The 23,963-nt window shown below is 48.1% G+C and carries 20 protein-coding genes; 6 read left to right on the top strand and 14 right to left on the bottom strand.

Annotation, left to right across the window (positions count from 1 at the left end; translation table 11 throughout):
* The 3 genes from BUA56_RS07835 (at position 1) to BUA56_RS07825 (ending at position 3,497) form a co-directional block, all read left to right on the top strand.
* Positions 1-1,395, top strand: coding sequence for a V-type ATP synthase subunit B (locus BUA56_RS07835; RefSeq protein WP_072850607.1), 1,395 nt, complete (start codon positions 1-3; stop codon positions 1,393-1,395).
* A 16-nt stretch (positions 1,396-1,411) separates the two neighbouring features.
* Positions 1,412-2,032, top strand: a complete 621-nt coding sequence (locus BUA56_RS07830; protein WP_072850605.1) for a V-type ATP synthase subunit D — start codon at positions 1,412-1,414, stop codon at positions 2,030-2,032.
* Positions 2,033-2,900: 868 nt separating this feature from the next.
* Positions 2,901-3,497: a hypothetical protein gene (locus BUA56_RS07825; RefSeq protein WP_103710801.1), complete on the top strand. Its 597-nt coding sequence runs from the start codon at positions 2,901-2,903 to the stop codon at positions 3,495-3,497.
* 160 nt (positions 3,498-3,657) lie between these two features.
* Here the strand turns inward: BUA56_RS07825 and BUA56_RS07820 are convergent, their stop codons facing one another.
* The 3 genes from BUA56_RS07820 to BUA56_RS07810 all read right to left on the bottom strand — a co-directional run bounded on the left by BUA56_RS07820 (position 3,658) and on the right by BUA56_RS07810 (position 7,202).
* Positions 3,658-4,644: a C40 family peptidase gene (locus BUA56_RS07820; protein ID WP_072850602.1), complete on the bottom strand. Its 987-nt coding sequence runs from the start codon at positions 4,642-4,644 to the stop codon at positions 3,658-3,660.
* Between the two features lie 255 nt (positions 4,645-4,899).
* Positions 4,900-5,865, bottom strand: a complete 966-nt coding sequence (gene trxB / locus BUA56_RS07815; protein ID WP_072850600.1) for a thioredoxin-disulfide reductase — start codon at positions 5,863-5,865, stop codon at positions 4,900-4,902.
* Positions 5,862-7,202 carry a hypothetical protein gene (locus BUA56_RS07810; RefSeq protein ID WP_072850598.1) on the bottom strand — a complete coding sequence of 447 codons (1,341 nt, stop codon included), beginning with the start codon at positions 7,200-7,202 and terminating at the stop codon, positions 5,862-5,864. The genes trxB and BUA56_RS07810 overlap by 4 nt, the downstream gene beginning before the upstream one ends.
* A gap of 158 nt (positions 7,203-7,360) precedes the next feature.
* On the opposite strand from BUA56_RS07810, the gene BUA56_RS07805 reads away from it, so the two are divergent.
* A complete protein-coding gene (locus BUA56_RS07805; RefSeq protein ID WP_072850596.1) occupies positions 7,361-9,172 on the top strand; it encodes a DUF885 domain-containing protein in 1,812 nt (603 codons plus the stop codon).
* Positions 9,173-9,233: 61 nt separating this feature from the next.
* Here the strand turns inward: BUA56_RS07805 and BUA56_RS07800 are convergent, their stop codons facing one another.
* Together BUA56_RS07800 and BUA56_RS07795 are read right to left on the bottom strand one after the other, a co-directional pair.
* Entirely contained in the window at positions 9,234-9,695 is a 462-nt protein-coding gene (locus BUA56_RS07800) for a MarR family winged helix-turn-helix transcriptional regulator (RefSeq protein ID WP_072850775.1), read from the bottom strand.
* A 108-nt stretch (positions 9,696-9,803) separates the two neighbouring features.
* Positions 9,804-10,445, bottom strand: a complete 642-nt coding sequence (locus BUA56_RS07795) for a TetR/AcrR family transcriptional regulator (protein WP_072850594.1) — start codon at positions 10,443-10,445, stop codon at positions 9,804-9,806.
* Between the two features lie 387 nt (positions 10,446-10,832).
* On the opposite strand from BUA56_RS07795, the gene BUA56_RS07790 reads away from it, so the two are divergent.
* Positions 10,833-12,257 (top strand): trimethylamine methyltransferase family protein, encoded by a 1,425-nt coding sequence (locus tag BUA56_RS07790; protein WP_072850592.1) that lies wholly within the window; start codon positions 10,833-10,835, stop codon positions 12,255-12,257.
* Positions 12,258-12,347: 90 nt separating this feature from the next.
* Entirely contained in the window at positions 12,348-13,658 is a 1,311-nt protein-coding gene (locus tag BUA56_RS07785) for an MFS transporter (protein WP_072850590.1), read from the top strand.
* Between the two features lie 135 nt (positions 13,659-13,793).
* Here BUA56_RS07785 and BUA56_RS07780 read toward each other — a convergent pair whose 3' ends face one another.
* From BUA56_RS07780 to BUA56_RS07740, 9 genes are all read right to left on the bottom strand, one after another.
* Positions 13,794-15,077 (bottom strand): TRAP transporter large permease, encoded by a 1,284-nt coding sequence (locus BUA56_RS07780; RefSeq protein ID WP_072850588.1) that lies wholly within the window; start codon positions 15,075-15,077, stop codon positions 13,794-13,796.
* The gene (locus BUA56_RS07775) at positions 15,077-15,583 is read right to left on the bottom strand and encodes a TRAP transporter small permease (RefSeq protein ID WP_072850586.1); all 507 of its coding nucleotides are present in this window, start codon (positions 15,581-15,583) and stop codon (positions 15,077-15,079) included. The genes BUA56_RS07780 and BUA56_RS07775 overlap by 1 nt, the downstream gene beginning before the upstream one ends.
* Positions 15,584-15,596: 13 nt before the next feature.
* Positions 15,597-16,664: a TRAP transporter substrate-binding protein gene (locus BUA56_RS07770; RefSeq protein WP_072850584.1), complete on the bottom strand. Its 1,068-nt coding sequence runs from the start codon at positions 16,662-16,664 to the stop codon at positions 15,597-15,599.
* A 239-nt stretch (positions 16,665-16,903) separates the two neighbouring features.
* Positions 16,904-17,590: a YczE/YyaS/YitT family protein gene (locus BUA56_RS07765; protein ID WP_072850582.1), complete on the bottom strand. Its 687-nt coding sequence runs from the start codon at positions 17,588-17,590 to the stop codon at positions 16,904-16,906.
* 10 nt (positions 17,591-17,600) lie between these two features.
* Positions 17,601-18,356 (bottom strand): creatininase, encoded by a 756-nt coding sequence (locus BUA56_RS07760; RefSeq protein WP_072850580.1) that lies wholly within the window; start codon positions 18,354-18,356, stop codon positions 17,601-17,603.
* Between the two features lie 23 nt (positions 18,357-18,379).
* Positions 18,380-20,215, bottom strand: a complete 1,836-nt coding sequence (locus tag BUA56_RS07755; protein ID WP_072850578.1) for a hypothetical protein — start codon at positions 20,213-20,215, stop codon at positions 18,380-18,382.
* Positions 20,184-21,200 carry a glycosyltransferase family 2 protein gene (locus BUA56_RS07750; RefSeq protein WP_072850576.1) on the bottom strand — a complete coding sequence of 339 codons (1,017 nt, stop codon included), beginning with the start codon at positions 21,198-21,200 and terminating at the stop codon, positions 20,184-20,186. The genes BUA56_RS07755 and BUA56_RS07750 overlap by 32 nt, the downstream gene beginning before the upstream one ends.
* Positions 21,197-22,123, bottom strand: a complete 927-nt coding sequence (locus BUA56_RS07745; protein ID WP_072850574.1) for an NAD-dependent epimerase/dehydratase family protein — start codon at positions 22,121-22,123, stop codon at positions 21,197-21,199. Before BUA56_RS07745 ends, BUA56_RS07750 begins: the two co-directional genes overlap by 4 nt.
* Entirely contained in the window at positions 22,120-23,961 is a 1,842-nt protein-coding gene (locus BUA56_RS07740; RefSeq protein ID WP_072850572.1) for a thiamine pyrophosphate-binding protein, read from the bottom strand. Before BUA56_RS07740 ends, BUA56_RS07745 begins: the two co-directional genes overlap by 4 nt.
* Positions 23,962-23,963: the final 2 nt, after the last annotated feature.

The raw sequence follows: 23,963 nt of genomic DNA, 5'->3' as shown, positions 1-23,963 counted from the left end.
ATGGCAATTGAATATTTAGGACTAAGCGAAGTAAACGGCCCCCTTGTTGTTCTGGAAGATGTAAAAGGCGCATTCTTTGATGAAATGGTAGAGTTTCGCATGGATGACGGCACCAGAAAGCTGGGGCGTATTGTAGAAATATACGAAGATAAAGCAGTAATTCAGGTGTTTGAGGGAACGGAGAGCATGTCCCTCATCAATACCCATACAAAATTGACCGGACACCCTATGGAAATCAATCTTTCTTCTGATATCCTGGGGCGTACCTTTAACGGGATCGGCCAGCCCATCGACGGACTGGGCCCCATTATCTCTGATACTAAGGTCAATGTAAACGGACTTCCGTTAAACCCGGTGACCAGAGAGTATCCCAGAAACTATATCCGCACAGGTATCTCAGCCATTGACGGACTCACCACTCTGATCCGCGGACAGAAGCTTCCTATCTTTTCAGGAAACGGACTTCCCCACGATCAGCTGGCCGCCCAGATTGTACAGCAGGCCTCCCTGGGGGATGACACAGATGAACAGTTCGCTATTGTATTTGCCGCTATGGGGGTTAAATACGATGTGGCAGAATTTTTCCGCCGGACCTTTGAGGAAAGCGGTGTGTCTGACCACGTTGTTATGTATCTGAATCTGGCCAATGACCCAGTAGTGGAGCGGTTGATCACCCCTAAGGTTGCTTTGACAGCAGCCGAGTATCTGGCCTTTGAGAGAGGAATGCATATCCTGGTTATTCTCACAGATATCACTTCCTTTGCAGAGGCTATGCGTGAGGTCTCCTCTTCGAAGGGCGAGATTCCTTCCAGAAAGGGCTATCCCGGTTATCTGTACAGTGAGCTGGCAACCTTATATGAGAGGGCAGGCATTGTGAAGGGGGGGAAAGGTTCTGTTACACAGATCCCTATCCTGACCATGCCTAATGATGACATTACGCATCCCATTCCTGACCTTACGGGTTATATTACGGAAGGTCAGATCGTGCTTGACCGGCAGCTGCACGGCCAGGCCATCTATCCGCCCATCAATGTACTACCCTCCCTGTCCCGCTTGATGAAGGATGGGATCGGTGAAGGATACACCCGGGTGGATCACCAGGATGTTGCCAACCAGCTGTTTTCCTGCTATGCAAAGGTGGGGGATGCAAGAGCCCTGGCATCCGTTATCGGTGAAGACGAATTGTCTCCGCTGGATAAAAAATACCTTCTGTTCGGCAATGCTTTTGAACATGAGTTTGTAGGTCAGGGGCCTCTGGAAAACCGAACGATTATTGATACCCTGGAAAAAGGGTGGGAGCTCCTTGGCATGCTGCCGAAAGAAGAGCTGGACCGTATTGATACTAAGATTCTTGATAAGTACTATAAACCCACGGAAGTTAAGGCGGAAGTATAAGTAAGGGAGGGATTTTATGGATCCGAATACATTTCCTACCAAAGGAAACCTTATATTGGCAAAAAACTCCCTTGCCCTCTCCAGACAGGGCTTTGAACTCATGGATAAAAAACGGAACATTCTCATCCGCGAGCTGATGGGCCTCATTGACCAGGCGAAAGAGATTCAGTCACAGATTGATGTAACGTTCCGAACCGCCTATGCGGCCCTTCAGAGCGCCAATATGGTGCTGGGCATTAATATGGTGGCACAGATATCCTTCTCCGTCCCGGTGGAGACTTCCATCCGGATTAAAACCAGAAGTGTTATGGGTACGGAGATACCGCTTGTAGAGTATGATAAAGGTTCTTCTGTTCCAACTTATGCCTACTATGGCACAAAATCTGTACTGGACGAGGCCAAGGCTGCATTTGAGAGGGTGAAGGAGCTGACTATCCGGCTCTCTATGGTGGAGAACGCTGCTTACCGGCTGGCCGTCAATATTAAAAAAACACAGAAACGCGCTAACGCACTGAAAAATATAACGATTCCTAAATTTGAAGCGCTGAGCAAGGATATTCAGAATGCTTTGGAGGAGAAGGAACGTGAGGAATTTACCCGGCTGAAGGTAATAAAAAGGATGCAGGGGAAAGGATGAGTCAGGGGACCTGGTCTTTGGGATCAGGTCTCGTTTTTTATTGATGTTCAAGAAAAGATGGGTGCAAGGGTGGCAGCAGAGGGCGACTGGCAGACTCGAGGCTGCGCCCGCCTCAGCTAACGGTCTAGTGATCACTAAGCAGCTCAGGAAAGCCTTCGCGGCTAAGTGTTCACTGGCCGTGGATCTTCGGCTCGTCTCCGCTTGACCTCGCCTGCCAGTCGCCCTCTGCTGCCACCCTTGCACCCATCTTTTCTTGGGATAAACTTTGTTGGCTGGAACTGATCGGCGGAAAGACTTTCCTAACCTAGTGTTTCGTTGTTTAGCAGGGGGGAGAACGGTAGTTTATGTTAGGTTTACCATAATGTTTAGGTTATGGTAAACCTAAATTTTTACACAATTTGTTAAGTTGTTTGGTTATGTCGCTCAGTTTCGACGGCCTTTGACCGATATTTGACATTGAAAAAGTCAAGGGATTTGGGTGGTTTTTTTTCGAAATAATGCGATTTATAAGAACTTCACAAAACCTTTGTTCTTTATTATTTTATGTAAAACACTCTACTTTAACCACTTTTTTGTGGACGATGTGGATAACTTTGTGTACAACTCCATTTTATAGCTATTACCAACTTTTTACCATGTGGATAACTTTATGGATAAATTGTTGATGAAAAGGAGGGTTTTTTACATGGTTCGACAAACTTTGTGCATTTTTTACAAACGTGAATTTTCTGAAAATTATACGTCGGATTTTCAGGAAATAACTTGTGGAACTTCCCTTACTTTCAGAGTAATTTAAGGAACAGCACTTATGATAACCATGTTAGCCGGACTGACATAGAAGCTCCGGCGGAAAGGGATGATATGGTTTATGAAGAAGCGTATACTTACCGGAATCTTATGTCTCACCGCAGCAGCGTTTCTTGCTGTGGGCTGTCAGTCAGGCAGTTCCGATGATACAGCCAAAGATACCTCTCAGGAGAGCAAAAGTATCCTGGGTCAGGTAACGGCAGTGGAAGACGGCACCATCACACTGGCCCTTGGTGAGCGTTCTGAGAATGAGAAGATGCAGCCTCCGGATGGTGAAACCCCCGGCACTCCTCCAGACGGTGAGGACAGCGGCACACTCCCGGACATGGAGAATGGCGGTACCCCTCCCGGCGGCGAGGACGGCTTCACTCCCCCGGACGCGGAGAATGGCGGTACCCCTCCCGGCGGTGAGGACGGCTTCACTCCTCCGGACAACGGGATTGGTCTGCCGGGCGGGCTAGAACTGACCGGTGAGGAAACTACCATTGCTGCAGATGATTCCGTGTCTATTGTACTGGACACCAGGGGAGAAACCTCTGAGGGTTCTCTGGATGACATCTCTGTAGGCTCCATTCTTACCGTGGAAATGGATGGTGATAAGGCAGTAACTATAACTGTGACTGTCATGGACGGCGGCTCTTTCACACCGTCTGCTTAAGCCCTTAATACGCACTGCGTATTTACCTAATATTTGTCTTCAACGTAAAAGCAGCCATCTGCACTCCCTCGCAGATGGCTGCCTCCTTTTATATGATATACTCCGCCTTATTCCCCTTCTGCTGTCAGCTGCCCTACGGAATGTATCCAGGGCGGCCTTCTCAGATATAACGCCCTACTTTCACAGGCTGCCTGTAATCATAAGGAGAAATTTTAATGCCTGTTTTCGGGTTGCTGGCATGGATGATCTGTCCGTCCCCAATATACATGGCCACATGGTTAATAGAACCTCCCCTGCTGTAAAACAGCAAGTCCCCTGGCTGCATCTCCTCCTGGGAGATCCCTGCCGCACCTGCGGCCTGGGATCTGGAGTCCCGTGGAATGGCATATCCGAAATGCGCATACAGGGACTGCACAAATCCCGAACAGTCCGTGCCATTGGTAAGGCTTGTCCCACCCCAGACATAAGGATTGCCCAAAAACTGTTTCGAGTAAGATACCATCTCCTGACGGATCCCAGCCTCCTGTCTGGCTGCTTCCTCTGCCAGCCGGGCCTGCTCCTCTTCTATAGACTCCGCCGTCTCATAGCCGCTTTCCAGACTTACATATTCCTGAGAAATATATCCTTCCTGCTCCCCGTAGGAAATCTTTTCCCATCCCTCCAAGGATTCTATTACCGGAATCCGCTCCCCTTCCTGCAAAGTGCCGAGAATTTCCGCATCCATAGTCTTGTCCGCCCGGACATGAAGAACCTCTGTATTCACTGTAGCTGTGCTTGTCCTGGCTTCCCGGATGGCAGGCTCTGCCTCCTCTCCATAAATCAAATACTCCCGCTTTATGTATCCCTCTACAGAACCGGATGATACCTGATACCATTCCCCTTCCAGTCCTGTAATCGCTGCCACTGCCCCGCGGTAGAGTTTCCCCACAATTTCGCTCTCCTCAGATGCTCCGCTTCTGATGTTAACATAATCCTCCACATTGGCAGCTGCCATACTCCCTACTGCTTCATAGGTTTTCTCTAAAGGTAGACTGATTCCCGCAAGTGCAGACTCCGTAGGCAGTGCATGTGCATTCACCGGAGAACCTGCGAGTACTGTCAGTCCAGTGAGCGCACACACTGTTACTTTTGCAATTTTGTTCCTCATATTACCCTCCAAATATAACCTTCTAATTTTTTATGTATAAGTCTTACGCTGATGTCTCTTTTAAATGTTACGAACTTGTTACGACTTATTACATTTTTATTCTATCACGCGGAGGTTTTTATGTCAAATATTTAATATCTGTTTATTTTTACTTAATATTTCTTTATCGGACAAATTCCCGCACTGAGCCTGCAAAAAAACCGCTGGGGTATACAGTATCCTGTATACCCCAGCGGTTACTGCCCTCTGCCGGGACTAAATCCCCAGCAGATAGTTCTGGGAAGCGGTCACGGAATTCGCCCCGTCAGCCGCTGCCGTAATAATCTGCCGCAGCATCTTTGTTCGGATATCCCCTGCCGCGAAGATACCGTCCACACTTGTTTTACAGTCTTCGCCTGCAATGATATATCCCTTTTCATCTGTATCCACAATCCCCTGGAACAGTTCTGAATTTGGTTTAATACCTACGGCAATAAACACGCCGTCCACAGCCAGCTCCGTTCTGGAAGTATCCTTCACATTTTCAACCACCAGCGTATTTACCTGGCCTTCCCCTTTGATTTCCTTTGCCACATGATCCCATACAATCTCCACGTTATCCAAAGAAAAAAGTCTCTCCTGAAGGATCTTTGCGGCCCTCAGCTCATGTCTGCGGTGTACCAGATAAACCTTTTTGCAGATCCTGGCCAAAAATATTGCATCTTCCACAGCCACATCTCCGCCGCCTATTACCGCGGTTGTTTTGTCCTTGAAAAAGGCTCCGTCGCAGGTAGCGCAGTAGGATACTCCCATGCCGGAAAATTCTTCTTCCCCGGGGATTCCCAGCTTACTGTGGCGGGCGCCCGCGGCAATCACAATAGTCCTTGTCTTATATTCGTTTTTGTCTGTGATAACCTTTTTAAGCTCAACTGCAGGTCCGTCCTCGGCCACATGCATCTCTGACACGTCCTCCGTCTCCGGCACTACCTCCTGAACCTTTTCCGTAATAAACTGGGCGCCCAGCTTTTCCGCATGCTCCCGGAAGCTGGCCCCCATATCAAAACCATTCATCCCAGGAAGTCCCGGATAGTTATCTACCTCATACGTGTTCACAACCTGGCCTCCGCTTACATAATTCTGCTCTAGTATAATAGCATTCAGCTTCGCCCTTGCAGCGTAGATCGCCGCACTCAGCCCGGCCGGGCCGGAACCGATAATTACCATATCATAGATTTTACTCATTCTGATTCTCCTTTCTCATTACTGTCATCGGGCAGGGTACTGGCAGGCACATTGTCTTCCCGGGGCGGCTCCTCCGGTGTATACATTGCCGTGGCATCCGCCGAATCCTCCCCATCCTCCTGCTCCCCCTCATTCTGCGGCAGCACATCGGGATTGTTGTTAACCTCTATCTCCCGCACAAGCCCCAGACTTTGGTCTATGCTGATCTTCAGATAATCCAGCTGCTCCTCATCCGCATAGTAATAATAATTCAGGACTCCGTCCTCTTCTTTTGTAACATATTCCACGCCGTCCAGCAAAGCTTTGACGTTCTCCTCATCCATTCCCAGGGTGATCCCCTTATAAACCTTAATCGGCACCTTGGTAACTTCAAAGTCTCCATGGACAGACGTAACAAAGCTATTTTCTATAATAACAGGAACATCACTGTAATTGGTTACTACTCCGTAAAGCCTCTGCCCGTCTTTTTCCAGGGCCACGTACCCATGTTTTCCGGCTTCCACACTTTTATCAGATCCCTCCTCCAGAAGACTCCAGCCGTTCTTCAGGAACTCAGCCACAGGAGCAGGAATTCTGTAGTAAAATCCCCCGTATTCCAGCGCAAATGCAGAGATATCCTCCTGAAGTCCTTCAGGCCTTGTATAACCCATAACCTCTTTTGGGGGCTCCCGGCTCACCTGCCCGGCTCCCTTTTCACTGGAGGGACTTCGAAAATTTTTCATTTCTATCTTATACAGAATCTCTTCCTGCGCATCAAAAAGCAAATCTGCTTTCTTATAAATACCATATTCATAGGTCAAAAAAATGGTATCCTTTTCTTCATACTGATCCGCAGCCTCCCCGTAAGCTTCCAGAACATCGTTCAGAGAGGACTTTCCCATAACAATCCCTCCGGGAAGAGTTACCTGCATGTCCTTATTCTCCCTGAGATCAAGGGTAATTCCCCCCATTTGACAGCTGGCTATGGGGAGGGTTTCCCCCTCCAGATTCACAATATCTGCCGTCAAAGTTACTTTTCCCCTTTTAATGGTGCTTCCCTCCAAAAAGGATTCTGAGTCCATACTCTTGGTATCATCCCCGTCGTAAATCCATCCCATGGAATTCAAAGCTTCTACAGACATGGGGAGGGAATATGCCTCTCCGTCCATAGCAAATGCAAAATCCGACAGCTTCCCGGGCAATTCTATCTCCCCGTTGGGGTCTTTCTCCCCCTGAGGTTCTTCCTCTATCTGATGCGAGGATGTGCTTTCTTCCTCCGTTTTATCATTTGCTTTGTCGTTACAGCCTGCCAGCATCACTGTAACTGCCAGCAGACAGAGCCATGCCCGTTTTTTCATAGGCAACCTCCTTTAGCAGTCTCATCCTATGGAGATTGTAACACACTCCCTCATCTTTTCCAAATAATTCTTTCCACCAGATCTGGAAAATATTCATACCTTGACTATCCGCTCATAAAATGATAAAGAATCCTTTTCTTCTTTTAAGGAGCCTTTCTATGGACAAATCCTTACTTCGCAAACGTCTTCTTCCTATCCTTACCGTCCTGCTGCTGTCTGCCGGGTGTCTGACTGCCGCCGGAATCAAAAAAGACGTATTTCCTACAGAAAATAAAAAGTTCCAAAAATTTACCGATCAGCTTTTCCAGGAGGAGGTCAGCTCTAACACTCTGAATCTCCACTATACACTGGCAAATCCATCCTCCTACGGCATCACCGACTACCCCATTTCACTGGGAAGCCTGCGTTCAGAAGCCATACCCGCCAGCTATACGGCGATTGAAAACTATCAGACAAAGCTGCATTCCTATAATTACGAGAAGCTTTCAGAAGAAAATCAGATGACCTACGATATTCTGGATCAGGATTTCTCTACTCAGCTCTCCCTGGGGGATAATTATATGCTCACAGAGGTCCTAAGTCCCAGCCTGGGCATTCAGGCACAGCTTCCTGTACTTTTGGCCGAATATACTTTCCGCACCGAACAGGACATTGCGGATTATCTGAACCTCCTGACATCCATTCCCAAGTACTTCGAAGAAATCGTGGTATTTGAGCAGGAAAAATCCGAAAAAGGCCTATTTATGAGTGACGCCACCGTAGATCGGATTGCAGAACAGTGCAATGCCTTTGTGGAATCCGCCTCCTCCAATTATCTCACCGCCATGTTCCGGGAAAAACTGGAAGATATGGCCTCCGGCGCCTCTTCAGAAGCGTCATACCAGCCCTCTCCGCAGGATATTGACCGATACATAGAAGCCCATCAAAAGGTAATGGATACTCAGGTATTCCCTGCCTACCAAAACCTGGTGAAGGGCCTGACCGCCCTGAAGGGTACAGGAAAGAATCCCAATGGGCTGGCCGGTTATCCCAACGGTGTGGAGTATTATACCTATCTCATCCGGAAGGATGTGGGGGATTTCTCCTCCCTGGAAGAGATCGAACAGCGTCTCTACAAACAGCTGCTCGCAGATTACCAGGAGATGCAGCAGCTTATCACTGCCCACCCGGATCTCATAACCCAGGCCACCGAGCTGGAGGCATCTTCCTCTAATGTTGCCGCAGATGTCCCCACAACGGATGTCCCCAAAGAAATGCTGGAGTCCCTGGAAAAAAAGATCCAGACAGACTTTCCCAAGGCAGCCGATACTTCCTATGAGATCAAATACGTTCATCCTTCTCTGGAGGAGTTTCTGAGCCCTGCCTTCTACCTTACACCACCGGTGGATACGCAGTCCCCCAATGTTATATATATTAATAACGGTACGCCATCCTCCTCCCTGGATCTCTTCACCACGCTGGCCCACGAGGGGTTCCCCGGCCACCTGTACCAGACCCTCTACTTCGTCCAGCAGGATCCCTCCAATATCCGGTACCTGCTTAGTAACTCCGGTTATGTGGAAGGATGGGCCACCTACGTGGAATCCTACGCCTACGGCTATGCAGACGCAGATCCCGCCGTTACCCGTCTCTTATGGCTGAACCGCTCCGTCAATCTGTGTCTGTATTCTATTATGGATATGGGGATTCACTATCGGGGATGGACCGTTGACACGGTAAAAGAGTACCTCCAGGAGTTCGGCATAGCCAGCGAAGAGATAGCCTCTGAGATCTTCCAGTATATTGTAGAAAACCCGGCAAACTATCTCAAATACTATGTAGGGTACCTGAACTTTCTGGATCTGAAAACTGAGATGCAGACTTCTCTGGGAGATAGTTTTAACCTGAAAGAATTCCACAAAGAAATACTGAAGCTTGGGCCTTCACAATTTCCGGTTCTTAAAAAATATCTGAAGTCTGAAATGTTATAAAGGAAAAGACAGCGCTGCCTGCAGGCTCATGGCCTGCGCCGCAGCGCTGTCTTTTCCTTCTCTATTGATATCTCTGAAAAAACTTCAGCAAGTTCTTCAGTGCACCTGTCAGAATCTTTGCTTCCTCTTCTGAGAGTCCCTCCAGGGTTGCACGGATCATATCCTCATGAAACCTCCTGTGATGTTCATATGCCTTCCTCCCAATGTCTGACAGGGAAATCAGAACCACTCTGCGGTCTTCCTCGCTGCGCACTCTGTTTACATATCCCTTTTTCACCAGGCTGTTTATCGCAATGGTCAGTGTCCCTACAGTTACAGACAGTGTCTTGGCCACTGACGACATATTTCTTGGTTCCCCGACACCGATCGCTTCTATAATATGCATATCATTATTGGAAATATTACCGAACTCAGAAGTAATAAGTGCTTTTTCTTCAATATCCATAATTTCATGGAACATATTCACGAAAAGTTCATTTAGTGTGCTGTAACTCTCCACATTATCACTCCTTTTTTCTTTCATTATACACGAAGGATGTATATTACTCAAGAAAAAAGGGGAAGGAATGCGAAATTTTTGATAATCAAATCTTTTTAACATACCCAGACCCCAAGCAGAGGGCCTCAGGAATTATTTAAGCAGAAATTTGTCAACAATTGTAGTCAGATTGGATATAAACTCAGAGGCTTTGCAGTTCAGCTCCTCCGTAGAATAACCGTTTTTCCTGCATTCAATCAGCAGTCCGTGAAACATATATACACCGGTCTGCGCAAGCAGACGGGAAGCGTCCGCGGACAAGTACCCCATATTTGCAGCACGGCGGTAGAACATATAATCCCTCTCGAAGATATCGCTGTTAAAAATAAAGCTAACCGCAAAACCGTCTAATCCCGAAAAATTAGACGCGTAGATTTCGTAATATTCATACATGAGCTCCATAAGGTTTGTACTGTATGAGCCGAAGAATATCGTCTCAAAAACATCTGCATTATGAAAGGCATAGAAGGAAAAACGCTCCCACAATTTCAGATTCAGTTCCACCGGATTGATAATAGTACTGGAATAATTTTTGATATCCTCTATATACGGCTCCAGATATTTCACGGACGCAATACAAATCAGGTGCTCCAAATCATTAAAGTACCGATAAAGGGTTGCACTGTTGCAGCCAACTTCGTTTGCCACTCTGCGTATGCTCACCCCGGACACGCCTTCGGTCTGCAGAAGTTTATATACACACTCAACATATTGTTTCTTTACATCTTGCTTCATTTCTCATTCATGTATTCATGATTCTAATGGAACCAAAAAGCTTTAAAATCATAGAATCCCTTTCTATTTTCTGGTAAGTCTCAGCCTATAAACCATTTCTTTATTATATAATCCGGGAAATTAATAGTCAAGACATCTTGAGTCTCCCATGACGGCGCATGAAATAAATCATGATTATTCTATTGTATGCTCTTTTCCATTAAATTTGAACAATTATTTATGGATTGTACCTATATTATTCAATTATTATCTGGAATTCCCCGTTTTTATATTGACATCTTCCAACTCATATGATATGTTCTAACTAACAATTAATAATCGCGATTACACATTAAGTAAAATCGCGATTTCTATATCGGTCAAATAAGAATGATAGGAGGAACTGCTATGACAAAAGAAAGGATTAACATTCAAAGAATTCATGAGGCAACTATGGAATTGGTAGAAAAAGCCGGCATGAAATTTCATCACCCCGAAGCTGTAGAGATTTTGAAAGCACACGGAATCCGTATGGAGGGGAATGTAGCCCATTTTACCGAAGAGCAGCTGATGTACTGGGTGAGGAAAGCTCCCGCCGCCTTTAAGATTTATGCCCGCAATCCCAAGTACGATATGGTAATCGGAGGAGACCGCGTGAACTGTGCCCCTGCTTATGGCTCACCTTTTATCTCTGATCAGGACGGCAAAACCCGTGACGCTACCATAGAGGATTATGTGAAGTTCACAAAGCTGTTCCATATGAACCACAACTTTGATATGAACGGCGGTATTATCTGTATGCCGGATGATGTGCCTGTTGACAATGCTACCCTGCTGATGTTCTATGCCGCCTTTACCCATTCGGATAAGTGTATGTTTGCCGGCTCCGGCAAGCGGGAACAGCTGGAGGCGATGTTTGAGATGGCAAAGGCAGCTTATGGTTCTGAGGAGGACCTGATTGCCTACCCAAGGTTTACTACCATTGTAAATGTCAACACCCCTCTGCAGTTTGCCGAAGGCATGACGGAAACCCTGATGACATTTGTAAAATACGGGCAGCCCATTATAGTCGCAGCCTGTGATATGGCCGGAACAACAGCGCCCATTACTCTGGCCGGTATGATGACACTCACTAACGCAGAGGTTTTATGTACCATAGCCCTGGCCGAAATGATCCGTCCCGGTACTCCGGTTATCTATGGTTCCCAGTCAACCGGCTCCAACCTCAGAAACGGCGCGATTACAAGCGGATCCCCCGAAGGCGCCATTGCCTATAAATATGCAGCCAAGCTGGCTAAATATTACGGTCTGCCCTGCAGAGGCGGCGGCAGTGTCAGCGATGCAAAAGTTGTGGATGCCCAGGCGGGCTACGAATCACTTCTGACTTTTATGGTGTGCAGTCAGAGCGAAATGAATCTTATCGTACACGCGGCTGGTATTCTGGACGGCTATAACTGTATCTCCTTTGAGAAACTGATGCTGGATTTCCAGGTTATTGACTATGTCAGAAGATATCTGAAAGACATCGAATCCGACGGGGACAGAATCCCTCTCGAACTTATGATCTCTCAGGGGCAGAGCGGGCAGTATCTGACCGAAGAGCACACTCTGGATTACTGCAGGGAAGAACCCCTGGATCCTTTCCTCAGCGTCAGCGGCCCCTGTTCGGATCCCAAGAACCAGTTTGGCATAAACATAGAAAAAGCAATTTCCTCCTCTCTGGAAAAATATAAAATGCCCGAAAACGACCCTGCGGTGCTGGAAAAAATGAGGGCAGTCCTGCTTGCAAGAGGCGTGGACGCTGCGCTGCTGGATAAAATCGAAGCATTATAAGTAAATCAGATGTGTCTGCCCCCTCTCACCGGGGCAGACGCATCCGGAGTCGTATGCAAGGGATGAATAAAGAAAAGGAGGCGGTAGGATATGGTGTTAACAGGAAAAAAACGGTGGCTGTTGCTGGTAATTGTCTCATTATTATCCGGTATTATGGTATACGTACCTTATCTCCGTTTTAATTATTACGACCAGATGGTCCTGCTTTTTTCAGAATATAAACAAATTGCAAAACCTTCCAATGTAAACGAGTTTATTGGAGACTGTACGCTTGTCCTGGGAGTTGTCTGTACCGTAGGATACCCTATCGGCGGTTATCTTGCGGATAAGTTCAGTGAAAAATGGCTGATGATTCTGGGGGCAGTACTTATGGGGGTATGCTCTTTCTGGTACGGTCTTGTGCCGGGCGGCTATTCCCTTCAATTTATCCACTTCTTTTATGGGATTGGTACCAGCATCCTTATCTGGAGCGCATATCTGAAAACCGTTCGCAAACTTGGCACCGCAAAGGAACAGGGACGAATGTTTTCCATGTCGGAGTTTGTCCGTGCCATCTGGGGGACGGTGCTGGGATTCCTGGCTGTAGGACTTCTGAACAGGGCCATTATGCCCGGCGGGGAAACGGATCTGAATGTGCTCGCGGCTCAGTGGAAAAATGCCATGTTTTTTTGCGGAATAGCCTTTTTTGTTCTTGCGGCGCTGGTGTTCTTTCTGCTTCCCAATCATCTCGTAGGCGCGGAAGTGGAAGGAGACATTGTCCAGGAAAAACTCACGTTTAAAAATGCATTAACCATATTGAAAATGCCGGGCACATGGCTGGTTTCTCTCCTGATTTTTTTCTGCTATTCATTTACAGCTGCAGGCTCCGGATATTTGGGCGCGTTTACTGTAAATGTTCTGGGCGTCTCCCAGACCACAGCCAGTTCCTTTGCCATTGTCAGAAATTATATTATAGCAGGACTTTCCACTCTGGCCATTGGCTTTATTGCAGATAAAATCGGATTTAAGGTAAAGACCCTGGGATACTATCTGGCAATAGCAAGTATCTTTGTTGCTGCTATGCTTCTCACAAAGAATTCCTTAACTCTGGGAATTGTAATATCCTTTGGTTTTGCAATTATTTACACAGGCATGCGTGGCGTTTATTTTGCCACTTTAAGTGAAGTGGGTATCCCCCTGGCACTGAACGGCGTTGCCACTGGGGTGGTGTCTCTCATCTGCTATCTCCCCGATGTATACTTCGCAAAAATTGCAGGGATTTGGCTGGATACCTATGGAAACCACGGTTATGATCTCATTTGGTACTGGACCATAGGATGCGGCGTGCTGGGTGTGATAACTGCTATCATTACCACACGTTATGCAAATAATCTGAAAAAGAAGTCTGCGTGCAGGCCATAGCATTTTCTGTACAGCACAATAGCGGGGGTATACTTCCCCCGCTATTGCTTCAGATGTCTATAAAAAGGATTATGTCCCGGCGATACTTCTGTGAAGTGTGCACCGGAACCGGATAGCACAAACATACCTATAAATTTATACTCCAAATACTCCCGGCAGCCAGGTAATAATCCCCGGGATAAAGGTCATAACCAGTAAAGCAGCTACTTCGGCACAGAGATAAGGTACAATCCGTTTGCTGATCTTGCCAATACTGGTATCTGCGATCCCGGAAGCAACAAACAGGTTGACCGCCATTGGCGGCGTTATCATACCAATAGATGTATTGATGATAATAATGATACCCAGTGCAATCGGTGATAATCCCAGGGACGCTGCAATCGGGAGAAGAATGGGCGTTACCAGAAGGATGATGGCCTGGGTTTCCAGGAAGCACCCTAAAAACAGCAGAATCACGTTGATCATCAGCAGCAGAGCCACTTTGTTGGTGAACAGACCCAGTACGCTGGATGCAATAAATGTAGGAATGTTCTGGTTTGTCATAAACCAACCGAAAGGCGCGGACATACTCACCACAAACAGTACCACCGCAGAACTTACTGTGGATTTCTTAAAAATTGCATAAATATCTTTTATATTTAATTCTTTATAGACAAATACACTGATAAGAAATGCGTACACACAGGCAACTGCTGCCGCCTCTGTCGGGGTAAATAATCCCCCGTAGATCCCCCCCAGGATAATAACGGGCATAAAAATGGCCAGCAATGCTTCTTTAAAGGAATAAAGGAATGTCTTTACCGTAACCTTTTCCGTCTCTGCAGCATCATACCTGCGGCAGAGAAAAATATTGGTGGCAATTAGTACCACTGCCAGCAGCAGTCCCGGTATAATGCCTGCAATAAACATAGTGCCGACAGATACTGAAGCAGTTACCGCATAGGTTACCATAGGAATACTGGGAGGAATGACTACTCCAAGTGTACCGGCCGAAGCAGCTACACCCGCCGCCACATCATCCGGATACCCTTTTTCCTTCATACGGGGAATGGTAATCCCCCCGATGGCAGCAACTGTTGCGGGATTGGAGCCGGAGATAGCTCCGAAAAATGCAGAAGCGGCAACTGTAATGCAGGACAGGCGCCCCGGCACCCTTCTCATTAAAATTTCAATAAAATCAATAAGCCTTTTAGAGATTCCGCCTTTTTCCATGATATTTCCGGCCAGGATAAAGAAAGGAACCGCCATGAGGGTAAAGTTATCAGCCTGTGTAAACATTCTCTGCGGAACTGCAGGCAGAAGATTCATGTTCCCGCTGGCTACGATTGCCACGCACACTGAGATTCCAAGGCAGACAGCAATGGGAACTCCCAGAAACAGCACAACAAATAAAATTCCGAACAGCATTCCTATAATCATTATTCCGTCTCCTTTTTTTCTTTTTCCGTAAGTTCTAATTTACCGGTTACTCTTTCATAAGTGTGGTACCCATAGCATATTGCCATGAGGAGCAGTCCCAGGGGAATTGCCAGATACATCATCCACATCGGCCATCTGAGACTGGGGGTTATCTGCCCGCTTGCCATCTGTGACTCCAGAATCCGAAACCCGTAACAGGAGGCGAACACACAGAAGCCCAGAACCAGGACAGAATTCACCACATAAATAACGTTCAGTATCCTTTTGCTGCAAAACAGCTCCAGAGCTTCCACGCAGAAGTGTTCCCCATTGCACGCGGCCACACCGATCCCCAAAAAGATAACCCATATCATACAGTACCTGGCAAGCTCTTCTGCCCAGGGTATAATAAACAATCCGCTGAAACGGGCTACGGTTGCCACAAAAATAATCACACACATAATTACCATTAAGATAACCAGCAATACTTCTTCCGCCCTCTTCAGGCCATCAAAAAATTTTTTCATAACGCTCACCTCATTATTTAGATGCTTGAATTTTCTCTACCAGTTCCTTATTCAGCCCTAAGCTGTCAAGCTCATCGTAGACGCCGGCTGCCGCTTCCTTCCATTGGGCTTTGTCTACGTCCGTCACCGTAACACCGGCATCCTTCATTTTCCGGACAGCCTCGTCTGTATAACTTGCACTGTATTCTCTCTGATAAGTTTTCGCTTCTTCGGCTGCCTTGTCAAATGCCTCCTTCTGTGCATCGGTAAAGCTGTCGTAGGTGCTCTGGGCAATCATCAGCACACATGGAGAGTAGAATAGATCGATCATTGAGACGTATTTCTGGACCTCATACACCTTTGCGGACTCGATAATGGCAATGGGGTTCTCCTGTCCGTCCACTGTTCCCTGCTGAAGAGCGGTGAAGATTTCACTCCAAGCCATGGGGGTTGCCGTAGCCCCAAGCTCCTTATAGGTAGCCATATGTACGTTATTCTCCATGGTTCGGATTTTCATGCCCTTCAAATCTTCCGGTGTAACAATTTCTTTCTTGTCATTTGTCACTTCCCGGAACCCGTTCTCCCAGAAGCCTACGCCCTTAATCCCCTGTCCGTCCAGCTTTCTCAAAAGAGAGGTTCCCACTTCACCGTCCAGAACTTTATATGCCTGCTGGGCATCCTCAAACAGATACGGCAAATCCAGCACCGCAAAATCAGGTACAAAGTTCGGAATAGGACCTGTGGAGATTAGGCACATTTCCTGTACTCCCATGCCTACATTTTCCATCATATCACGTTCATTTCCCAGCTGAGAGTTAGGGTAAATATCAATGGTCATCTCACCGCTGCTGTACTCCTCCAGTAGTTTCTGCATCTCCTGCAGACCTTTTACGTAGTGTCCGTCAGGGGCTGTGGTCGTACCTGCCTTCAGATGCACCGCTGCACTCTCAGATCCCAGCATGGTATCCTCTGACCCGCCTCCGGTTTTCGTGGTCTCTGTAGTTCCTGTGTCATTGGAGGCACCAGCGCCTCCGCTGCCGCAGGCCGTCAATGTGCCTGCCAATGTTGCCGCAAGTAAAACTGCAATTACCCGTTTTTTCATGTTCTCTCTCCTTCTCCCTTTTTGGATTTTAGTTGGTACTAGTCTTTTTGGTTCACCATATGCACAATAGGTCTAACGTTTAACGTCTTTGGTTTTACTATTATAAATCATATTTTTGCTGTTGTGTTGGGATTTACTGGATCCTCACAGAATCTTAACGCCCGAAGTTAACGTGGCAAAAATAAAAGGCGCAAAAAAGCAGCGGCACAGTTTCATATCAAACTGTACCGCTGCTGCGCCTATCCTACTGTAATTTCCTCTTTCTTGTCCGCCTCTTCTTTCACCGTCCTCAGCATATTTTCCATGAAGCCAAGCTTTCTTAGAAAAAATCTGGCAATCATCCCCACGACTACCGCTGCTGCTATGGTTCCTTCCCTGACCCCTTGAATACTATGAAACATCACAACCGAGATCCCTCCGGCAATCACTGTCATAGAGGCGTCAAAGGCCACTTTTGTACTGCCGAAATCTCTGTGATACACCGTGGAAACCGCATTTACAAAAGCTTCCCCCGGCAGCATTACCACATCTGCCAGCACTTCCATAAATATACCGAACCCCAGTATCACGCAGCCGCACAGGAGAAACAGCAGCTTCCTGTAATACACCTCTGGGTGAACCCACTTCAAAATGACCATTGTAATATCAATAAAATACCCGAATAAAACAGAAACCGGTATTTGTAGAAGCTGATATTTTTTAAAATCTTTCTTTAATATCAGCATCTGCCCCAAGATGAGCAGGATGCTTAGAACAATCGTAAACTGCCCGATGGTAGGGGTGAATCCCAGGCTTAAAACGTATGGAATGCTGGAGATAGGAGAAGTCCCCAGATCTGCCTTTGTAATACAGCTTACACCCAGAGAAGCAATAAACAAGCCTGCCAGAAAAAATAAACAGCGTTTTATAAGTTCTTTCTTATCCATTTGTCCCTCATCACTCTCCGGGCATTTCCCTTTGGCAGATTTTTACCAGTTCCGGTATCACAGCCTCAACGATCTGCTCTCCTTTTTCCGATGACGAGGAATAGGCGCTTGCCAGAGCACCGGTCTCGGGGACATCCCCCTTTTTCAGCGGGTATCTGAAATAGGGCAGTGCCTCCGCCGGCGGTGCCTCTGCCATCCTCTCCAAATGGCAGAGCCAAGGAGCAAAATACAGCATCAGAGAAGTCTCTGTCACCGCCGCATGTTCAAATGCCCAGCCTGGAAACGGTACCTGGTCAAATACCTTTTCAATGACCTCCTCCGGCAGAGGATCCCACCAGTTGGATTCCACAAGGAAAACAGCTCCCTTCGTATCTCTGTTTACAAGATCCATCGCTTCCACAAGAAAAGCCTCATTTTCAAAATGGGCATTCATAATGAAAATTTTTGTGAATCCGTCTCTGACCAGCTCCATCAGCACATCATATACCAGGCGAATTACCGTCTCGCCGTTTAAGTCAATGGTCCCCGGAAATAAGGGGCCTCCCCCGCTCAGCGGTTTTGACTTATACCCGTAAGACAAAGGCGGCATCACCACACCGTCTATTTTCTCTGCCAGCCGCAGAGCAAACTGCTCTGCAATCACTGCATCCGTACAGATGGGCAGATGCAGGGCATGCTGTTCCACAGCCCCAACCGGCAGGATAACTACCCGGTCCTTTTTCTCCGCAAACTCCGGCCAGGTCATTTCTTCCATACGATATGTCATAGCTTTATTCCCACAATCCTTTCCTATTTGTCTACCCCTCGTATTTTCATAATCAGCTGCTGATCGGTGGGGTTTCCGTCTTCATCCAGAGCCACTTCAGTCTCACCCTCCCCTGCCTCTTTATAGTAGCCGGAGATACACCCGATCTCCACAGCAGGACTGGTAAGCTCCAGCTCATACAGGTGCCCTTTTTCCACTTCCACAGGACCCTCTATCACAGAGTACAGCGCATCTTCCCTGGTAAAGGGAAGCGTATCTACCTGTCCCTCATATACCACCGTCCCGTCTTCATGGCTGCGCACCACTACATTCATGTACGAATCGTTGATCCGGTTATGGAGGCACATCTTCATCTGGATATCTGTGAGTGTACTGCCGTCAGCATAGAACAGCTGCCGGACGCTGGAGTCTTCACTCACATCCACCTCCACACACTCCTCCCGTTCTGCGGAGGAGTTATCCTTGAAAATAACTTCCCCCCTCACCACACTGGCCAGGCAGAGGAAAGCGGGTACCGCGAAAGCCAGAACCCCCACTGCAAATGCTGCGCGGAGCTGGTTCAGAAGTCCTCTGGATACCTCGGTTCTCTGGTTAGTGTGGAATCTGGGATGGTTGAAGACAAAATATGCCAGCAGGACAACCCAGATGGCCGTGGCCAGAAGCGTCTCATCGTGGAATCCATAGATATCCCACATGCTTGTTGCAAAATGCCGCCCGTCTATCAGATATTTAAAAATCCCCCCCGTCAGCACACCGGCGCCTACCAGAGAATGGCTCATGAATATATACATGGCCACCATAAGAATATTGGTAATCATCACAAAAAGATTGCCGTTTTTATTCCGGAAGATGCTGAGCAGCAGGAAGGGAACAATCAGCAGAAGCCACTGAGGGTTCCAGTTTGCCAGTCCAAAGAGGGTAAAGCTCATACCTGTGGTGAGAAAAAGCGCCCAGGACTGCAGTTCTCCGGGAGCTGCGGCTTTTTTCTGGTAGGCCCAGACCAGAAGGAAGGCAGCCAGCGCCATCATCAGGTTGATCCCCGAGATAAATCCAACTTCAAAACCATTGTCAACAAAGTCAAGGGCTCCAAAGCCAAGAACACTCCTGTGAAAGTAAGGAGAATTCCAGTTGGGCAGTACCTCCGCAGCCAGGGGAGCCAGGGCTGGAACTGCATACTTTATGATATTCCGTATCTTCTTCTCTTTCAGCACCAGCAGAATCAGAAAATAGGCAAGAGCCTGGTACTTAAAGGTGGCTGCCATTCCAAAGGCTAGGGCAAACTTCAGCATATCCCACTTCTCACCCTTAAAGTAAAAGTATAAGCCCAATACCACAAAAAACACAGTAAAGATGTCATACTGGCTGAAGATAAACTGGCTGTACACTCCAATGGGGAAGATGATAAACGCAAACTTACAGAGTCTTGCTTTCTTCTCTCCAAATCCCAGAAGCATAGCAATCTTGTAGATAAGATGCGCTGTAATAAAATACAGAAGCACCGGCAGGAGCTTATACCACATGTTGCTCACAAAAGAATTCACGGTATTGTCCGCAGGAGCCCCCTTCAGAAAATAGAGGGGCAGGTTCCAAACGGCAAATGCGAGGAACGTGCTGGGCATATAATTGGCATAAAAGTTGCCGGATTGCTCAAAGCTTGCCTTATAAAAGTCAAAAGGATGCTTATACAGCAGAAAGGAACGGTTTCCTGTCACTCTGATATCACCGTGCAAAAAGGTGACGTACAGAAAAGCCAGCACCACTATAGTGACTATAATATCTAGTTTGCTTATTTCTTCGCTCTTCAGCAAGGGCATCCCCTTCCATCTGCTAAACAGCGTCTCTCTGTCTTTCTTCTTCACAATTCTTCTCCTCAACTAACGCTTCTTCTTCGGAGCAGGAAGACCCGTCCCCGAAATTAATTCTTTCCTCTTCTACCACCAGCGGCCTGTCCAGAACCCTGGTATTAATGCTGAGCACATATTCCCCGAGAAAGCCGATAAAAAATAACTGCAGGGCTCCCAGAAAGAATACGCCGATGAGCATAGGGGCAACCCCCGCAGAAAACCTGTCCCAGTAGATTAATTTCATAACGAAGTAGAAGAGACCGGCCAGAAAGCTCAGTCCGGCCACCAAAAAGCCCAGAAAGGTGGCCATACGCATCACAACTTTGGAGTAGGAAGTAATCCCCACCATAGCATAGTCATACAGGCTGTAAAAATTATTTTTACTTTTTCCGGCCTTTCTCTTCTGCTGCTCATAGGGAATGGCTTTATAGTCATAGCCCAGTTCTGCGATAATCCCTCTCAGATACGGCATAGGATCGTGAAGCTGTCTCACCACATCCACAAAGGATTTATCATAGAGGCCAAAGCCGGTAAACTGTTCAATATGATCGATATCTGTGATCCGTTTTACCAGTTTATAGTAGCAGGCACGGACAGCATACATAATGCGCCTCTCCTTGCTGGATTTCTTAATGCCTATTACAATCTTATGCCCGTTTTCCCATTCCTGCACAAATTTTTCAATCATCTCCACGGGATCCTGGAAGTCCGCACACATTCGGATGGCACAGTCCCCGGTGGTCTGTTTCAGACCATATACAGGCGAGCGCATCTGTCCGAAGTTTTTTGTGTTGAAGATCGCCTTTATTTTTTTATTTTCTCTGCAAAGATCCCGAAGATAGTTCTGGGTCTGATCCTGAGAGTGATTATCTATGAATATAATTTCATAGTCGTACCTGGAGAGCTTTCGGGTAAAGACCTCTGTTATGGCGGCTGCCAGAGGCTTTACATTCTTCTCTTCATTGTACGTTGGGATAATCACGGATATTTTCTTCTTCATTTTACATTTTTCTCCTTAAACCACTCTACTGTTTCCTTAATCCCCCGCTCAAAGGTATATTCCGGAACAAACCCCACATCTTGCGTGAGGGTACTGATGTCTGCACAGAGGTTCATAACAGCGCCAGGCGGATACGGACGTTTCCCTATACCGGGAAGTACCCCGGGTGCTGCCGCATCCCGCATCTCATAGATGTATTCCTTCAGGAGACGGGCTTTCCCGCTTCCCACACAGTATACGGCACCATCTCTTCCCCTCTCCCCTATGAGATAGTACGCTCTGCCTGCGTCCTTGCTGTACAGATAATCCCACCTCTGTTCCCCGGGGGTAAACTCCCCCGGCTGTCCCCGGAGGAATTTCTCTATGCTGCTCATAATCATAGAGCTTTCCTTGTCGTGGATCCCGTATACACTGAAGATCCTGGGCCAGATGCACTCCATTCCCAGCTCCCGGCAAAGGAGAAACGCCAGCTTACCCGCGGCCAGCTTGCTGACTCCGTAGGGTGTCCGTGGGCTGACCGGAGCCCCGGGGCCGATCCGTTCCATATCCAGCACACCATATTCCGCCTGGGATCCCGCGCCGATAAACCGGCGGCACCCAAGTGTCTTTGCCGCGCGCACCGCATCCAGAGTATACTGAATATTATTGCTTTGAAGCTGAACGCTTTTATCCCTGGACGCACCGGTGTTCCCCCAGGCAATATGGTAAAAAGTGTCGCAGGAATCTTTGATGAGACCTGGCAGCCGTTCCAGCTCTTCCAGAGGACAGCGGATAATCCTCAGCCGCTCATGGCGGGGAAGGCGCAAAAGCTTCGGAGAGTCCTCGCGCACCGCCGCGTAGACCAGCAGTCCCCGGGTCAGGCATTCCTGCACAAGTGCTGTCCCTATCATACTGGTGGATCCGGTTATTATAATCTTCTTCACGATTCTTCCTCCTCCAGGGGGATGTACATGTTATCTTCCAGTTCCTCCCGGTCCAGGAAGGGATACATGTCTTCCAGCGTGGCAGATACCATGGTGCCGTCGGGAAGCTGCCGGGAAGCGGTCTTAGGCTCTGTCATCTGGCATTTTGTAGCATATACTTCGCAGATACAGGGGGTTCCTGCCCTCAGGGCGGCCTTCAGATCCTCTCTCAGAGTTTTCCCGGATCTGCAGCTGCAGTAGGGATACCCATAGGCTTCTGCCAGTTTTCTCAGCTCCGGAAAGCTGAGATCCCCGCTTTCCTCTCCCACTCCTACCAGAGGCTCACCAAAATAATTGCTCTGCGTCTGACGGATGGAATGATACCCCTGGTTATTAATGACAAAGATCCGTATGGGGAGCCTGTTGTGCAGAATGGTCTGGAGTTCCTGCAGGTTCATCTGCAGGCTTCCCTCCCCGGTGACACAGATGGTTTCTCTTCCTCCGGCAGCGCTGACACCGATAGCTGCAGGGAGGCCATACCCCATGGAAGCCGTATTGGGGTTTGTAATAAATCTCTGGTCCTTCTTGATGACAGACGCCTGGCTTCCCGCCACCCGGGCGGTGCCCACGCTCACTACCATCTGGGCTCCCTCTTCCAGCAAGTCCGTTAGCTCATGATAAAAGGCATAGATATTGGTATATCCCGGTTCCAGGTCCTGGTAATGTTTCTCTGTCACAACCGGGTATTTCTTTTTCCAGCCAAGGCACTGCCTCCGCCATTCCTCCCCGGAAAACCACGGGTGTCCGGGAGAACATCCCCGCTCTCTCACCGAGGCCAAAAGCTTATGTATCAGGTCTGCGGCATCCCCGCATACGGGAAGGCTCACATGGAGATTAGGTTTTTTCAATTCCTCCCCATCAATATCATTTAAAATGGTATAAGCCCCCCGGGCCCAGCTTTTATATTGGAAGCCCGTCTGCACAAAGCTCTGGCGGCTGCCCAGGGAGAGGAGTACATCACAGTTCTGAACCGCAAAGTTCCCCGCCCGGTCCCCGGTTCCTCCGCTCCGCCCCGTATACAGAGGATGGGCCGTCTCCATAGCGTCTACGCTGCTCATCCCTGTAACTACCGGTATCCCCAGATGTTCCGCCAGAGCATGGAATTCACGGATTGCCCCTGACAGCCTCACCCCATTTCCCGCGAACAGTACAGGACGGGAAGCTGTCTTTATCTTCTCCAGAATCTGTTCCACTATTTCCTCCGGCACAGCACAGGGCAGTTCCCCGGCGTCTTCTTCGGGGCAGTAGGGGATCAGATCCTCTGTCTCTATTACCGCCCCCTGAACGTTCAGAGGCACATCCAGCCACACCGGGCCGGGCCGCCCGTGGCCGGCCAGATACAAAGCCCGTTCCAGGTGATAGCGTATACTGAGTGGATCCGTCACCATGACCGCATATTTTGTCATAGGAGCTGCCGACTGCACAATGTCGTATTCCTGTACCCCCATACTGCGGAGTCCCAGCCCTGTGCTTCTCACCGTAGTGTCATACCGCACCTGACCGGACAGAACCAGCATGGGAATGGAATCCATCCAGCCGCACAGCACTCCTGTAAGGGCGTTGACTGCCCCCGGCCCTGAGGTAACGCACACGGCCGCTATCCTGTTGTTCACTCTGGCATATGCCTCCGCTGCCATGGCGGAAGCCTGTTCATGATGGTTATAGATGCATTTCAGCTCCGGGTGATGGCCAAAAGCATCGTTTAAATGCATGGCTCCCCCTCCGGTAACGGTAAACACATGTTTTACTCCCCATTGGGAGATATAATCTGCAATGTAGTTGGATACTTTCTTTTTCATAC

The sequence above is a fragment of the Lactonifactor longoviformis DSM 17459 genome (genome assembly GCF_900129135.1).
In the GTDB taxonomy this organism is placed as follows: domain Bacteria; phylum Bacillota; class Clostridia; order Lachnospirales; family Lachnospiraceae; genus Lactonifactor; species Lactonifactor longoviformis.
Note: the sequence above shows the minus strand (reverse complement) of the source record. Positions and strands in the feature narration are given on the sequence as shown.